This is a genomic window from uncultured Pontibacter sp. (genome assembly GCF_947502515.1).
GTDB lineage: Bacteria > Bacteroidota > Bacteroidia > Cytophagales > Hymenobacteraceae > Pontibacter.
Map to the genome: position 1 here is coordinate 128604 of NZ_CANNAI010000005.1, position 17252 is coordinate 145855.

8 protein-coding genes are annotated in these 17252 nt (G+C 39.1%); 3 read left to right on the top strand and 5 right to left on the bottom strand.

Annotated features, from left to right (window positions below):
• Positions 1-147 precede the first annotated feature (147 nt).
• Entirely contained in the window at positions 148-1155 is a 1008-nt protein-coding gene (locus Q1A54_RS13955; RefSeq protein WP_299989302.1) for a DnaB-like helicase C-terminal domain-containing protein, read from the top strand.
• Positions 1156-1792: 637 nt separating this feature from the next.
• Here the strand turns inward: Q1A54_RS13955 and Q1A54_RS13960 are convergent.
• Genes Q1A54_RS13960 through Q1A54_RS13980 form a run of 5 tightly spaced genes read right to left on the bottom strand, consistent with a single transcriptional unit; the run spans position 1793 to position 13610 of the window.
• Positions 1793-2887, bottom strand: coding sequence for a hypothetical protein (locus tag Q1A54_RS13960; RefSeq protein ID WP_299989305.1), 1095 nt, complete (start codon positions 2885-2887; stop codon positions 1793-1795).
• A gap of 19 nt (positions 2888-2906) precedes the next feature.
• Positions 2907-5036 carry a DUF1998 domain-containing protein gene (locus tag Q1A54_RS13965; RefSeq protein WP_299989308.1) on the bottom strand — a complete coding sequence of 710 codons (2130 nt, stop codon included), beginning with the start codon at positions 5034-5036 and terminating at the stop codon, positions 2907-2909.
• A gap of 11 nt (positions 5037-5047) precedes the next feature.
• On the bottom strand, positions 5048-9268 hold the full coding sequence (locus Q1A54_RS13970; RefSeq protein ID WP_299989310.1) for a helicase-related protein: 4221 nt from the start codon (positions 9266-9268) through the stop codon (positions 5048-5050).
• Entirely contained in the window at positions 9253-11841 is a 2589-nt protein-coding gene (locus Q1A54_RS13975) for a hypothetical protein (RefSeq protein WP_299989313.1), read from the bottom strand. The genes Q1A54_RS13970 and Q1A54_RS13975 overlap by 16 nt, the downstream gene beginning before the upstream one ends.
• A gap of 26 nt (positions 11842-11867) precedes the next feature.
• Positions 11868-13610 (bottom strand): NERD domain-containing protein, encoded by a 1743-nt coding sequence (locus tag Q1A54_RS13980; protein ID WP_299989315.1) that lies wholly within the window; start codon positions 13608-13610, stop codon positions 11868-11870.
• A gap of 288 nt (positions 13611-13898) precedes the next feature.
• Here Q1A54_RS13980 and Q1A54_RS13985 point away from each other — a divergent pair, with 288 nt between their 5' ends.
• Together Q1A54_RS13985 and Q1A54_RS13990 are read left to right on the top strand one after the other, a co-directional pair.
• Positions 13899-14345, top strand: a complete 447-nt coding sequence (locus Q1A54_RS13985; protein ID WP_299989318.1) for a very short patch repair endonuclease — start codon at positions 13899-13901, stop codon at positions 14343-14345.
• Between the two features lie 290 nt (positions 14346-14635).
• A complete protein-coding gene (locus Q1A54_RS13990) occupies positions 14636-16375 on the top strand; it encodes a DNA cytosine methyltransferase (RefSeq protein ID WP_299989321.1) in 1740 nt (579 codons plus the stop codon).
• Positions 16376-17252 lie beyond the last annotated feature (877 nt).

Below are 17252 nucleotides of genomic sequence, written 5' to 3' on the forward strand. Positions count from 1 at the left end.
TACATCTATCTAGAAGACGAAGTATAAAGCTAGATTAGCTTCTTAAATTTGAAATCATGACTGTTAATGACGAGGCTGTTTGAACCAAACAGCCTTTTTTATATCCTCTAAATAGGTGCTTTGGAAGCAAAGACTATAAAATATATAATGAAGCTAGGTGATATCATTAGGCGACTTGATTTTAAGCAAGAGCTGACCCAAGGGATAAAATCAGGATTTTCTGATCTAGATAATATTATAGGTCGTTTTCAAGGCGGTAATCTATATGTATTAGCTGGTCGACCAGCTATGGGAAAGTCAGCTCTTATTCTAAATATAGCAAGAAACGTCTCCTTGGATGATAAAAGTGGAGTTATGCTTTTTACACTTGAACAGTCACATGAACAAATAGCTACAAGGTTTATCTCCGCAGTTAGCTGTATAGATATAGTTAAGCTCACCCAACGCAACTTAGAAGATTATGAGTGTAATCAACTGGTTGAATGTGCTCATGCCATCGAAAAAGCACCCCTGTATATATTAAGTACTTCTGGTTTAACAATAGATGAACTGGTTGCTCAATCCAGAAAATATATAAAAGCACATAATGTTAAGCTACTGCTAGTAGATGACATACATAAGCTTAGGCTAGGGGAAGAGCAACGAAAATTTGCAGCTAATAGGGAGCAGGAAGTTTCTTGTATAGTTCGGGAATTAAAATTGTTAGCAAGAGAGCTTAGGGTGCCTATTATTGCTGTATCTCAACTTAACCGAAATACAGAAAACAGAGGAGGAAGTAAAAGGCCGATACTATCTGACCTACGAGACTCGGGAGCGATAGAAGACGAGGCTGATGTGGTGTTACTTCTATACAGGGAAGATTACTATGGAATCATCGAAGACAGATTTGGAAAACCAACGACTGGAAGAGCTGAGTTGATCGTGGCTAAGCATAGGGATGGAGTGGAAGCTTCTGTCTTCTTAAGGTTTATAGGGAAGTTAGTGAAGTTTATTAGTAATAAAGAGGAGATTACAATTGATGAATATAATAGCTCTAAAGTATGGCTGAATGGGATAGATGAAGGTCAAACAAAGGGGCGAGTGAGACTAGGAACTCGTATGCGCTTAGGGAAACCTTCCTCATTCCATGACTTTGAGGATGAGCCTCCTTTTTAAAGAACTTTTGAATAAGAAGCTACATAATCATTTGTCTAAAATAAGCGCTCGATGGAGGATAAAAGTGAGAAGTCGTAATTTAGCCCTACGGCAGGTATTAAGTTTAAAGTGGCCAGCACAGCGGACTCTGGAGTGGTATATAAGCAATACAAAGCAAGTAAGGCATCCGAGATTGGGCCAATGCTGAAGGCCGTCCGTAAAGATCAGCAATTTACTCAGCAGCATGGGAGGGCTATAGGTAAAAGTAGAGGTTATATACCCAAGGCTGAGAGAGAAGGAGGCAGGTTGACTTTAAAGACATTAATTGCAATAGTTAGGATGTAAGCTGACATTCTCTGGCATTGAACAATATTATACTTCATATCTTTTTTTTATAATCCCCTCTAACAAAACCATAAAGGGGTTGCGAAAGAAAAATTAACCTGTAAGCTTTCTGCTGCTAAGCCTAGTAGTAGTGTCCAGTCAAGTCAGTGGCGATTGCATATTAGTATAAATTCGATTCCTCTAGAGTCTTGATTATAAATAGTAGGATAAGCGACTGGAACTCTCTTCGTAGGTTCTGTAGGAGATACTGATTATCAGTGCTGAATGACATGATATTAATAGAGCTTTTATTGATTCACTACTTTATAGAGGGCTAGTCAAGTATTGCTTCATAGATGTATTTCTTGCGGATGATATTTTTGAAGAAATTATCCATGTATTTCGATTCCTTTAAAGTATCAATCCCTAGTGTGTTAATTATGTCCTTTTTATTGATCGATATAATAGATTTCAAAAGTTGTGCTTCTTCTGGCTTGGATAGCTTCTTTTCAAGTACAGCAATTTTCAGGAGGAGCTCTAGGGTATCATCTTTTGAAAGAAGCTTACTGAGGCCTACTACCCTTTCGTTTAGCAGCTTTAAATTGAGGTGAAAGAGCTGATGTTGCTCAAGATACTTGCTCCCTAAAATAATCGGATTCCTAACTTGGATGTCGAACAGTGGAACATAGGAGAGGTCCAGTATTCTCTTTGATTTGAACCTTAGAAGCATTATCATGAACTCCTCAAACTTTTGATGAACAGTTCTGTAATCTTTATCAACAATATTGTCGTGTTCATTTTCTAAGAAAGTACTTATAAAATTATTAAGGACTTTAAGAAAAGTGATTCCACAGATTTTTCTGTCCTCCTGACTTAAAAGACTGAAATATTTGGTAAAGTGAATGAGCAATCCTTCGATATGCACATGCTGGTTCTGTTCATTCATGAACTCCCAGATAGTTTCAGCAAATGAATAACTGATGGACAATATGCCACTAGCACCTTTGCTGACCCCAACAGTTACCATGTTGGCAAACACAAAATCCTTGATGTGACCGTTATAAATCACTAGGTCGGGTAGTAGGGATGACATTGAGGCCATCCTTGCTACTGTGTTGTTTTCCCTGAGCTTCTTGATCTTTAGTTCACACTCTGGGTCCAAGTAGATATCCACCAGGAGTTCAGATAAGAACTCTTTGAAAGGCTGCTCTAAAAGAATGCCTAAGTTTGTATCTAAAATTTCATTGTAAAGCTCTCCCAAACCTGCCATGTCTTTGGCATATTCTTTATAGTAAGACCTGATTCTTTCTATTGCAGCGTCTTGGAAGATACCTTCAAATCTGTCTCTCTTGTTTCTACCACCAGGTACATAGGCAAGCTGAAGGGTGACCTGTTTGATAAAGTCTCTGTTCACTTCTTTGAATCCCATATTGTTAAATCAGTTCCTGTTAAATTTCCACATTAACAACATCTTTGAAAAACCCAAACTCTTCATCTACAAGAATTCTCCTATCTAAATACATGTTCCTCTTTTCGCAAGAAGTCTCACTTACAAGACTACATGAGAAACATGAGGCAAGGTTCAGCTCAAACAGACCTTGACCCTCTGATTCCCAGCAAAGGGGATCACTCGAGCAAATGGTCGCTCGTTCTAGTGCTCGTCTAATTAATAGGTTAAGATTTTCTTTTCTGGTCTGAGCAATAAGACCGCCCATACTTCCTTCAGCACCCTCAGAGGTGTAGATGAGCACACCATACATCTTGGTATCCTCTTTATCTGAAATGTAAAGCCTCTCTGATAAAGAAGCAGTTGGATACCCACATTGGAATTCCAACTCACGCATAATTAAATGAGAGAAGGTGTGAATCAGGTATAGTGGTAATCTATTTTGCTTTGCATGCTCTCTCGCTGGGGCCGCAAAGCTGTCTACTGGCCTTTCAAAGATATTTCTATACCTTTTGAACTCCTCTTTAGGTTCTGACAAACCCACGAATTTCTCAACCAATTGCTCATCCAGAGCAAAGAATATACCTTCACCATAACTTTCTACCGCAGGGTAAACCTTTACTTGATGTGGCTTACTCCTGAAGATGCTTTGAGGAATTACTCCTTGGGCATCAGCATCTAACGGTCTTACCCTAGAGAAATCAAGCTGAGAGGTCGTTACCATTAACTTGTCGACCCTTAACACTCGACTGAAGAATGGGGTAAGGTCTGGGGCAAGATTCTCGGTAACATCCTGCACCCATAGGTCTTTGTCCTTATCGCAGTTGATGTAATCTACATCTTTAGTGGTCAATACATTATATTCTTTGAATCTAAATGCTATTTCCCTTTGCTCATTCTCCTCCCCATCCAGTATCGTAGGAAAATTTGAATCATCGATTGGTCCGCCGTCTAAGAACGCCGCTACTGTACCTACCCAAAGAGGGTGCTCTTGATAAGGTACACCATATATCACCCTTCTCCCGACGAGTTCCACTGTTCTCTCTTTTAGAGCTTGCCCTTCAAGTCCTTCATCTTCGTAAACATCGATCTTTTTAGCTTCTAATTTCTCAAGTATATCATCTGAGAAGCTTTTATACAATTGATCTGGAATATAGATGCTTGAGATGTTTCTTGCAAAGTATAGGTTGTTCGCTGTGGTCAAGACCACCTTAGCACTTTCACAAGAACAATCCTCATGTGGTAGTGAATGCTTATTTTTAATGCCACGGTAGCCCCATGACTCTCCGGTATCTATATGCCAAGGGAGTTGACCAGGACATTTCACCTTAATACTAAAGAGTCCTTTCAAAGAAGTTGCACTATCACATTTATAACATTTAAGCTCTTTGCCATCAAAGCCACTTCCTTGATTCTCCTTTATTTCTAAAACAGGATCATTACAGCAGTCCTGCATATTGAAGATATCCTTTCCTTTCTGTCCTCCTTTCTTCCACCGCAAATATTTTGACCAAGGAAAACTGCTGATGTGTCCATGGTCACAGATCGTGACAATGTTGTCTTGCTTTAATTTTCCGAACTTTGGCTGGTAATTTTCCATTACTACTCCTCCTTCTTTGTTCCTCAAAAGGAACTTAGGAGGGAAGAATTCATCCTCAGGATTTTTATAATTGATTAGTTTTAGTGATTTTACCCATTCATTGTACCACTTATCATAGGCTTTTAATATGTTCTTTGTGTCAGAAAAGTTCTTCGGCATGAAAGTACTGTTGATAGCAAGGACCGCTTTGTTATCTTTTATCTGGTTGTCATGCTCCTTAACCTCTATGTTAGGAATCAAAATTAGACTCTTCAGGTTAGTCAGGTTCTTTCTGAACTTGAGGTCCCTTAAAAGTCGCTGGTCCTTACATTGACGAAGCCCACTATCTTGTAACTTTTCATCTAACTTTTTTTCGTCATTTAGCTCATCTAGAACTTCTTTCGCCTTTTTCAAAAAACCCCACTCTTCTATACATGACACAATTATAGAACCGTATTGTGTATGTAATATGGATCCTGCTCCACCATAGGCGGAGAGTAATTTATATTGGCTCAGGCTCTCGTTTGCCTGCTTATTCTCTTTGAATGACATTTAGAATCAATTTATTGTTGCACTGTCTTTATCACTGTCTCTGGTGCTACCTCCCTTAATGAGCCCTTCACATTCCAGTTCTTAAGCTTTGTAGTATGGATTTTCTTATAAGGTGTATAGACTGACTCCTCATATCTCATTGCGCTATACTTTAATCTAGCTTTGTCAACTTCCTGCTCCTCTAACCTGGAATACCACATGCTCTCCATCAACCTTCTTGTCTCGCTCTCGATTGTTCCCAATTCATATTCATCTAGGATACCAAGCAGACCAAGTGCCTCCGAGTGGGCCATGAGTTTAGAAAAGTGTTGTGTTACCTCAGCCACTATCTCGTCCTTAAGTTCTGATGTTAGATTGCCCGCTCTATTATTATCGGCTAATGCCTCATACTTATGTCGTATCCAAGTTGCTAGAAATAGGGAAAGGTAACGCTCTAGGGCCTTTTGTGTATAAGGAGTCACAGAGATAGGCTCTACATAGCCATAGAATTTCTCGTGAAATTCCACGAATTTTTGATAATGTGAAATATCCCTACTTCTGAATGGGTGATGTACAGTGACTACCAGCCCTTCCTTATCACGTGCTACTCTACTTGAAGCCTGGATGTACTCTGCAATGTTTCTTGGCATAGAGCTAATGACCATGGTATTGAACCTTGATACATCTATTCCGACCGATATCATGTTCGTGGCTATTACGAACTCAGGAGGGTTCTGTATTTTCTGTAGCTCCCAGTTCCTCTCAATGGCTGAAAGGCTGGATTTTACTTCTTCCCCGCTTAACCTTCCGGTAAGCTCAGAATGCTCTATCTTGTCTTGTGAGGAGACAAGCGGGTCAAAAAAACTAGTTCTTGTGATGTTCCGCTTTACAAGGCTCACCTCATTTGGTAAATAATGATAAAGCTGCGACTCTGTCTTGCCAACCTCCTTTAGGCTGTTGAAGTACATGAGCATAGTGTGGTAATAATCACAGACCTTTCTTAGCTCTTGGTCAACTATCCCTTCATTGAAGAGTTCTTCGGTAGAATAACGGCTATAGATGTATTTGTACCTATGGGCAAGCATTACTGCAGCGATTCGTAATTGCATCCAAACCTGAGTCTTACCAACAGGTAATATCCCCATATACTTTCTAGTTGACAGGTAATTACCTTTATTATCCCGCTTGTAATAAGCAAAAAAGGAGTCGTCACAGTCAATGCCTGCTTTTGGGAATATCTCCACCTTTCTATCAAACAACGCATAGATTTGCTTGTCTGTGTTACGGGTAGTAGCTGTGGACGTGATTACTTTGGGTCTAATCGTTATACCAGCCTCGGTATATGAACAGAGATTATCAATAACTGTCTCGAAAAGACCTACAGCTGAACCCAAAGGGCCTAAAAGTAAATGCAGCTCGTCTTGAATAATTAGCTCAGGAGGAAGTACGTCGTCAGCGCCATTATTGCTTCTACGGCCGAATATCCTTCTAGAGTCTTTTTTTGCTTGATTCTCTACATTGAAGGCTAACTGTGCAAATTTATCAACCGTTCCAAATAGTAGTGTGGGCGGAGCTTTGTAGATGTCCTCGTCAAACAGCCTTAATGGTAGAGAGTCCCTCTCGAATAGGTTGTTATCCTTATTCTCAAAAGAGCAATCGGCCTCATTGCAATAAAGCTTTAGAGGGTTATTATTTGTAGGCTCCTCAATATTCTCTAAATTGGTTTCATCAGTTGGTTCTAATTTTGTGAAAAGTTTACTTCCACACCATGGGCATTCTGTGTGGGGCAACTTTGTTTCTATATCTTTCCCCTCAGCAATCTGTGTTGCTATCTTTTTAAGAATGGCTTCCATGGATCCATCCTCCCCATTTTGAGTATTTTGATCTGCTTCCCAGGTGTTAGGGAGAGAACCCTTTCCGACATATAAGCCGATAGTAATCCTCTCTTTTCCTAATGACGAGTTGCCTGGTATACTGAATTCTTCTTTCCGGATATGCTCTAATGCACAGATGAGTAGAGTAGCCCTTTGGAACTGTTGTAAAGTAAGTAAGCGGAGCGTGTACCGCATGAGTATGGCGGTACCATACCCTTTTTCACCTTTAGTGAATCTCCTGTACGCAATAAAGAAGGCCATAATGCCTAAATATGCTTCAGTCTTACCACCGCCAGTAGGGAACCAAACCAGATCAGCCAAATCGTTTCGCTCATGCCATCCGCTATCGAAGAAATCATCAAATATCTTCTCAGAATTACTGCCTGGTCTTATGAAAGCATCAATGTTAAGTAGGACAAATGCTAACTGAAATGGTCTCCATGAAATAGGGATACTTCCAGTGCCAGGAACGGTGTCAGCAAGGGCTTTATAAGCACTTTCTCCCTTCCCTCCACTCACTAAGTAGGGTAGCTGTATATTGTTTTTCTTGTATTCCTTGATACTTAATGCATGATGCATCTGCATGAACATTGCTGTGTTCATGAGCCGGAAGGCTGCCATTTCAACAGAGTCCACCTTCAACAATTTTATGTTACGAAGGAGTCGCTTCTTGTCTGTCGTTGCTTTATCGAGTTGTGATTTCAGTAGCTTTACCTCGTTCGGGTTTAACCTTTTTTCACTCTCAAGCAGATTACATTCATCATATTTTTCCTTTATCCAGATCTCATAGTCACCCACAAAAGTTGTAAGACCATCAATTATTTGTTGATCGGATTGGTCGCTTAAAGTTGAAAGAGATTTGATATTGAGAATGTCCTCATTCCTTAATCTAGATCGGACTTGCTCATTCTCTAATTTGCTAGGAGTATGGTCAATTTGGGGAGTAGTAGATGTTGGCAGGAACTCAGTGGATACATACCTTCGTCCATCCTCGTGCTTGCCCCATCTTACAGAGGTGTTATACCCTTCTCCTAGGTCAATATACTGCCTATAAAGGAGCTTATTGAAGTTGTCCTCATTATCGATTCTACTTAGGTTAGGAGGGTTATAACCGATAAGAGAGCCTATGCCTGTGCCATTCTCGGTCACAGACAACTGAATGCCGAAACAGCTAACAATGTTAGCTTCATCCTTTTTATTCAGATGGTTAGGTTCACATGGTATAGGAGTAGAGTCGTTCTTGATAATGAGTTTAACATATACCTTGTCACCTTTCGGGAGGTATTGCCAATGCAATGAAAGAACAGGTACGTTATTATTTGTTCCTTCAAAACCCTCAATCTTTTTATGCCCCGATTCTCTTTTATGTTCATCTTGTAAAGGCTCTAAGGTCAGTGGTATCGAATGAGGTGCTGATTTCCAAAAGGTACTTTTTTTGGGATTATGCATTACCTTGAATATATCCAATAGCTCCCTTACCTCATTAATGACCTCGATCCTTTTTATCAGCTCTAGGTCGTATGCTTCCTGCTGTCCACCTTGAGCCTCGCTTTGAAAGCGAGCTATATAGCGGTCTCTTATCCTACTTGTCCAGCCATTTTCATTGTTAAGACTCAGCTTTCTGCCCTCACTTTGTATCTCTTTTGTGAATTCTTCTTTCTCTGCATTCCAAACTTCATTTTCAAGATAGGAATGTTGAAAATGCTCAAAAGCTACACGGTCGATCTCACTAGTGAACTTAAAACCAATGAACCTCACAAAGAGGTTATCATCCTTTTCCTCAGTGTCAAGGTACTTGCTAAAGTATTTTTTTATGACATCCTCAATCTCCTTTTCATGGTGGGTGATTCTTACACCTATATTCTTCAAGTTTTCACCTGTGATTTTACTATAGGTCCTGAAATCCAGTTTGATGTCAAGCATGGATGCAAGAGTAGTTGTCTTCTTAACCGCAAAGGAGAGTCCAAAAGAGGTAGGATAGTTCTGGTTAGCAGAAGTGAGTGCTTCTCCCTTCTGCTCACTTACCTCTATTTCGGTATCAGGTGTTGTGGAAAGCATGTTGACCTCGTCACCGGCAAATTCTTCTGGGACCAAGAGGGTATTTTGTGGGACTGCATGACCATCTTGTCCATTGGGGTCCGGTGGAGCTACAGGTGGGAATAGTATACCAGTACCATAATAATAGGCTGGCACTTCATCCATCACTTCATACTGGTTTTCTAGTGGGGCAATTTTCTTGAGGTCTTTTTCTCTTAGTTCTGCCTTGAGCATATCCCATTCACTCAACAACACGTACCGGTTCCCATTTGCTCCAGGGCCCATAGTCTGTTCTTGGATCGTTGCAACGAGTTCCTCTCTTTTATTTAGATATCTTGACATAAAGTTTCTTTTAAAGCGGTAGTGTATTCAATCTTTAGTGTTGTTTCAAATTCGACCTCATCGTTCAAAAGAGCATGTTCCAAGTCATCGAGTAGTGCCTGGGTCAACTCAGTTGCTTCTATGTTTTCGCTCTTAAGGAATTCCCCCAGTTCCTCATCAAGGTATGAAGTGATTTTATCCAATGTGTTTTGTTCTTTTGTTCTTCCCAGGTCCCTTTCCTCTATCATGGCTTCTATGATCCTGCTCTTTGCCCGCCTCCATGCATTGTCTTGCCTTCTTTGAGCACAGCGCACCGATATCCAAGCCAGATTCTTGTGTCTGGTATCTACTCCTAATAGTTTACATACTGCATTCCAATGGCTCTTGCTACGTGGTAGAATCATATCGGAGTCTGGAGAAAGCCATTGGGTAATGAATGTCTGCATCTGGACCATTTTATCGTCATCATCACTTAAAAGAGCCTCTACCATTTGATAGGTTATGTGTGCTTGTGGATGAAGTGAAACAAGTCTCTGTTTCCATTCATTTATTATCTCTGGATGCTTTGCCCAGCTTTTTAAAATACCATCAGATAATTCAAACGATGATCTGACCTGGGCATATGTGGCAAACCTGTCACCAACTTCCAGGTCTCCTGCAACAGCGTTTATCAACTCTCCTTCATGTCTGATAATGATTGACGTGTCTATCTTTAGAGAAACTACACTTCTTATAGTTGATATTTTCACCAGATACCTTTCGTCCGCCTCAACAGCAGGGGCATTAAAGTTGTAATGAGACTCACGTTCCCTTTTGCTGTAGAATCGCTCTTCTCGTTCATGTGTATCCAGTTCTTCCTGGTCCAACCGGTCATCAACAGGGTCTTGAAGCTTTTCTAAGATCGTGTCATCCACCTCTTCAGAGACTTCGATCCTATAATTTTGAGCATTGTCCTTGGCTTCTTTCATAGCTTTTTTTACTTCGCTAAGATAAAGAGAGTCCAAATCGTCTATCTGCTCTTTTGATAACAGCTTCTGCCTTACACCTGGGGCCTTGTTCCTTTCACCTAAGATGTTATCCCTTGTCTCTTTCAATATTTTTACCTTTATGTAGAGCAGGGACTGCAAGTAATGAAAATCGGGTACTGTAATTAAAAGCTCTAAGTCTTCCCTTTTAGGAAGGTTGAATAGAATGTTCCAGCTAGTGTTCAATATCCATACTATTCCATCGACCTTGCCATGCAGTAGGTCTTGGAGGTCAATGCAGTTGACCTCTGTTCTACTTAGCTGTCGGTCTAGGTAGGTTTTGAACTCTTCAGTTATAGACCTATAGTTGTTACCTCGAGGGAGTAATATATTTATCTTGTTTAGAGCTTTCTCTTGAAATTTAGGTATAGCTGTCCCTATCCAATTCCCTCTCCAAACGTGCTCGATGATCGACTCTAGTTCGCTTCTCATGGAGGTTGGGGCAGTTGGGAAAGTATCCCAGTAGCTCTTTATCCAGTACTCAAGGGGCTTACCTGCATGGATTAGTACTAACCATTTGGATGGGAAGGGACAAGTGAATACTCTAGTGTCAAGCTCTCTCCAGGATTCTTTCAAGTTTTCGAGCAGCTGTATTATGGTCTTTACCTCTCCAGTTGGGATGATATTTAATATATCACCTATATCACTGTGGTCATAGAAGTCTTTCGTCTCCGAAAGTTCGCCTGGCAGGAAGTGCAAAGTTTTAGGAGTTTTGCTTGAAGAATTCAGAGTGTATCTCCTTTGGAGCTTTAGTCTAAGTGAATCCTGTGGTCTTAGCAGTTTAATATAAGAACTGTTGTCAAACCGATTGTACGGCCATTCTAATTGTATTATTGTTGCAGGTGCATTCTCTTTAAGCTGACTTTGTACCTGTTCACGTTCAACTCCATTATTGATACAATCAAAGAAGATACCGTCGGTTCTATTGTCTGTGGTAATGAATCTATATTCTGAATCGGGTCTTTTCGTGCCTGTAAGAAATAGACCCTTGTTGCTCCTTAAGGAAATCAGTATAGGGTAATTTATTCCTAGCTTTTTGCCTAAGGAAATTATTGGTTTAAATAAAGTTCTTAACAACTCCTTGTCTACCTGTTTCAGAGCACTCACTTCCTTAATATAAAAGAGCGGAAGAAAATGATTTGTGTCCGCGAATATCTCCTCATTACCAAATATCATGAGTCCTTCTGCAGACCCTGAATAGGAGAGGAAGTTCATTTGTTCTTGAAATATGTCAATAATTGAAGAGAGTTCTTTTTCTTCTTCCCAATCAGTTGAAGTTGCATTCTTTAGCTGTTCATAGATACTCACAAGCATTGAGAACAGCAAGACATGGTCACGTAGGAAAATCTCTGTCCCATCAGTATAAGAAGGGATGTGGAATGTAAGGTGATTTCCCTTATCTAGTCTTAGAACCCTCTGAAGAAGAATCACCTCTTTAAAGTGGTTGAAGAGGTCCTTGTTGATTTTAGAATCCTGCCTAAATAACGCTTCCCTCAACACATCATGTACTATATCAACAGTTTGATATTCATCAAAAAATGAACTTACCTCACAAAGGTTGTCTCTCAAGGATTGTTTATATCTTGTAAGTAGATTCATATGTTGCATAGATAGATATTCAAACCTAACATAGCTCTTGTGGCACCAACATAGGCTTCAGTCATATTCTCTGAGCATATTTCCTTTTTAAGGAAGAGGAACACATTAGGCTTTTCCAATCCTTTGAATTTGAGAGGGGACGTGTATCTGAGCTTGCCACGAGGTGTCTCTCCAATGTTGTCTTTGGTCAGTTCCTCTATGTGTCTTGAAAAGAACTCTCGGACGAGAAGCTGGAAATCATCAAGTAAATTGGACTCAACTAATATAATGACATTATTAAATTCCAGACTCGTATCTTCCAGACTATTGGCTCTTGAGAGAATCTCTTTCAATTTGGAAACTATACCACGCTTTTGTAATTCCTCTGTCGGTACCAGCTCTTTCTTCAATAAGGAAGTGATATCTGCATCCCTACAATCTCGTAGCCCACTGCAAAATGAATTTATCTTTGAGGTTTGACTAGAACGATATACTGTGCTGAACTCATAATGAGTGAAGTTGTAGATATCGTAAATGCAGTCGACGAAGATGTCAAGGTCAATGAACTTAGACATGTAAGCTTGCTGGCTATCGTATAGCATTAGTAGCCTAAGCTCTGCAAACTCCTCTTGAAGCTTTTGCAATAGCACATCTAATCCCTTGTCCATTAGCTCTTGCGCCTCATCGACCACTACGAAATCAACGGTCTTCCCCTTGAGCTCATCTATGAACCTATCAATACTGTCATACCTATTAGCATCGCCTCTATTCGTGACATCATAGGGAAAGGTCCTTATGATTAAGCCTTCTTGGTTTATCTGATGCTCTGCGATAAGGTCGTGCTTCATGTATGCTGACAAGAGCTTCGTGGCACATAGATAGATTCCTTTCTGGTCCATCAATTTCTGATCTGCAATGAACTTTCTGGCTAGAACGGTCTTCCCGGAACCAGGAGGTCCCATAACCATTATCTTCTTATTTCTTCTAAGTCCTTCGAAGATTTCAACGTTCTCGTTCTGAATGATGGTCTTAAGGCTATCAGGATTAAAACCATAACTCATTACATTTGGGAATAAAGCTCTCTTAATTTGATCTATCTTCTTGGTCTTTATCTCAGGATATCTTTCAAACAATAAGGCTTGTATCTGCAAATGGTCCTTGCTTGGATACAGCTCCTTTAATATCTTCTGCCTAGATGCTTTTGCTGTCGTTATAAGAAAAGTATATACTTTCTGAGTAATCTCTTGCTCCCGTAAATTGCTGATGTCCAGCCCAGAGAAGAGCTGATGCCTATAACCAATATAGTTGGGGCTTGTAGCTGAGAAGCTGTGATTGTGTGGTAGTATGACAGCTCTATAAAAGAATACTCCGTCATCACTTAGTAATGACTTTAATGAGTGCATGTTCTCACTGACCTGCGCAAAGGGGTCTTGGCAGTTATTACCATCCTCTACAGTTCCATAGTACCATTTGCTTCCTTCAACATTGATATCACCACCTTTTATCTCAACTACTAGAACGCCATATTTGCTTATGATCAAGAAGTCTATTTGGCCCTCGGATTTTCTTGAGTTTGGGTGTGTGGAAAGCATATAGTTCCACTTTACATACCATTGGTCCTCAACTAATCCAGCTTTGTCTATTTTAAGAAGTTGCTCATAGAACCATATCTCACCATATAGAGGCGCCTTGGTCTTTGGGTTTAGGATAACTTTGTGGAGCTGTAATTCAGGTATATTGTCTAAGAAGGTAATCGGCATTATGAGTTTGTTTTAGTTTTTTAACCCTTTGTCAGTCATGAGCAAGTGTTTAAACATACAAAGAATATATAAAACTATAAAGCTTTATATATTTAAATTTTCCTATTATTAGTAGAAACTTTAAACAACAGTTTAACGCAGTTAATATGAAGTAGAATCAAATAAACATTGAATCACAAACAAGATATTCTCTTGTAAGAAATGCAGGTAAAAGTCTTTAACAATCGGGATAAAAAGGTTACCAACGCATCCCTATTATCAGTCAAGTTTCGCAACAATTTGAGTTCTATGATTACTAAAAAGTTTTTAAGAGACACAAGGTCGCCAGTGCCGAAGAGCACCCGCGTCTCAAGAGTAATGAGTGCAAACAAATCAAAGAATACAAAGCCAGAGATAAAGCTACGGAAGCAACTTTTCGCTAAAGGGCTGAGGGGTTACCGCATTCATTACAAATCCATCCCTGGCCGACCTGACATAGTTTTCACGAAAGCCAAGGTGGCAATATTTGTGAACGGGTGCTACTGGCATAGATGCACAAAATGCAACTTACCTTTACCAAAAAATAATGCAACCTTTTGGAAAGAAAAGTTTAAGAAAAACAAGCATCGAGATGAAGCAAAAGCATCTGAATTAGAGAGTTTAGGATATAAGGTATTAGTAATTTGGGAATGTGAATTAACAAAAGAATTGGATGTCACAATCGAAAGAATAAAAGCAGCAATCTTTAAACAATAACATACTATTTTTTTTATTTTTTATCTAATGATCGCCAAGTGTATAATTAGATAAAAAATATCTATTAATTAAACTATGAAGTACAGGTAGATATTCATTTTAGCCTTACCGTGACAGTTTTTATCCTCCACTCTTAATTGATATAAACTATATTTGTATATTATAATTGATATATGAGTGAAGGAGTTCTTCTCCATTGGGAGTTTATTTATTGTCTAGTAGCGCTTGACTTTATTGAAGATACTTCGAAAAAATAACTATTAATAGAAGATTGAGATTTAATCGATTTTATGAGTAAAAAGACACTTACAGTAATTGATTTATTTTGTGGCGCAGGGGGGTTCTCGGAGGGATTTAGACAACAGGGTTTTGATATCATCCTTGGGGTTGATAGGTGGCAGCCAGCTATAGATACTTTTAACCACAACTACAGTAAAGACTTCGAGGCTAAAAACATATTGTTATACGGAGAGTCAATTGAGGAGATAGAAAATTTACCTGACAGTGATGTAATACTAGGCAGCCCCCCTTGCGTCAGCTTTTCTAACTCTAATAAATCTGGTAAAGCAGACAAAACTCTTGGTATAAAGCTGACAGAGTGCTTTTTGAGGATTGTAGCAGTTAAAAAGCATAAACCTAACTCCAAGTTGAAAGCTTGGTTTATGGAGAATGTTAAAAATTCAAAAAAGCACCTTCAACCTTCATATTCATTCAAGGATTTGAACTTATATGAATGGGCTATAGAAAATGGCATAGATCCTAAAAGTACTGCCGTTGTTTTACATGGTAATAGCGCTATAATCAATTCTGCTGACTACGGCTCCTTACAATCGAGACATAGACTTATAACTGGCGAAATTGTAATTTCAGGCAAGTTCTTACTGCCTACCCCCACTCATAAATGTCCTGAAAACAAGACTGCTAACTGCCTCTTTGAAAATTTACAATCTTTGCCCAACTACAGAACACTAGGGCAGTTCATGAAATCTTTTCCTTCTCCTTTTGATAAGGAAACAAGTGAACTAGTTAGTGACCCTTCTTATGATTTTATCATCGAGAAGAGGAGCATATCTGATCACTTTTATGATACAGGTATACATGAATGTGAATGGAAGAATTCAGAGTACCTTAAGTTAAACCACCCTTTTATGGGCAAAATGTCATTTCCTGAAAACCTAAGTAAACCAAGTAGAACAGTAACAGCTACTAGTATAGGTTCATCTAGAGAGGCCTTAATTTTTAAATCTGAAGTTCACAGAACAGGAAACGGTGAATACAGAATACCTACAGTCAGAGAAGCAGCAGTTTTAATGGGTTTCCCATTAACTTACCAGTTTATTGGCTCTGAAGGAATCAAAAGAAAGCTTATTGGCAACGCAGTATGCCCACCCGTGAGTAATGCCCTGGCAAGAGAAGTTAGAAGAGCTTATGGACTATGTGTTTTAGATAAACCAGACGTAACAACTGAACCAAATTTAGAGAAAATAAACAATTTAAACACTTTCTCTACCAAAGACTTTGGTCTTCCTCCAAAGCGAAAAAAAGGATCGAGGTTCCGAAGGCATCCTTTCAAAAGTGGCAATATGACCATAGCTCTCTCTAACTATGATATAACCGGTGAGAACAAAAAATTAGGAGATTGGAGAGTAACTGTATTTTATGGCACAGGCGAAGGGTTTGGTAGTTCTTCATATAAAGAAGGATTTTACAAGCAACTGGAGCCTATCATCATAAAAGAGTTTCCCGATGGAGAAAACTTCATCAAGGTTATAAATAATGGATTTAGTGAAAGAATTGCCGGCAAGCACTTACTCCAGGAAATGTATGAAAACAAAATTTCGTATGGACAATATCTAGAGCCTACTCTACTGATTGATGAGCTTGCAAAAATTATTGAGCAATTTGATACTCTAGATGAAGCTTTTGATCAGAAAGGGCTGTCAATATTTAAAAAATCGTCTGTTCCTAAGAAGCAGCTTTACTCATTATATGCTATCAATAAAATAATTTCGGTTGCAAATAACAACTAATTAAAATGATAGGATAAGTAGTATCACTAAGTCACAACTAGGTTAGCAGTGTTAATATTTGAATAAGCACAATCATCAATATAATATTATCACTTACACATCTTGGATTTTATTTTATTGATTGCTTTAAGCTAATCTACAGCTAGCTTCCAAAAGGACAAGTTCATATGAGTGAGAACTTCTGCAGCAGAAAATGCTTGCCTAATAAGAATAGCAAATAAAAACGAAATGCAGCGTGACCATAAGCATTTATAATTCTCTTTTAGAAGTGCCTTAGTCAATATCTCATGAACTTTATATAAGTAGAGGTCCTTAGTGTAAGGAGAAGTTAAAGTATCGTTTGTAGTAATAGCTCAGACGGTAAGTGTACACATACAACTGAGAAAGAAAGGAATTGATAATTGTTGCTCTTTTATTGTGCATATTTGTAGGTTAACCTAGTGAATATGAATGCATATGCTTGATAGACGGAGATAAGCAGTGCTCCTTTGTTGCTAACCTAAATGCTTTCGTTAGAGGCTATAATTCCACCGATTAATTACGAATCAAATCGACTTAAATCGACCAATAACCGTTTGACGAGCATATAAAAACATACAAATGATAAAGGTATCTTTTCGTGCGGCCAGCACTCGGATCACGGCCTCCTATAGCATATTCGCGATTAATACTATTTAACAAACATTTGTATTTGAAGAAATCATAGATCCCCTTTATATAAAAAGTGAAAGATAATTATTTTAGAGTATTAGCATGGCTGACTGAAAGGGGGACAAGAGTACGTTTGGTCAGCAAACGCAGTTGAAGGGTTACGAGTTCAGATGCTGCCAACGCGGATAACGGCCATGGGGTGAGCTAATTATGGAAGCGGTTGGAG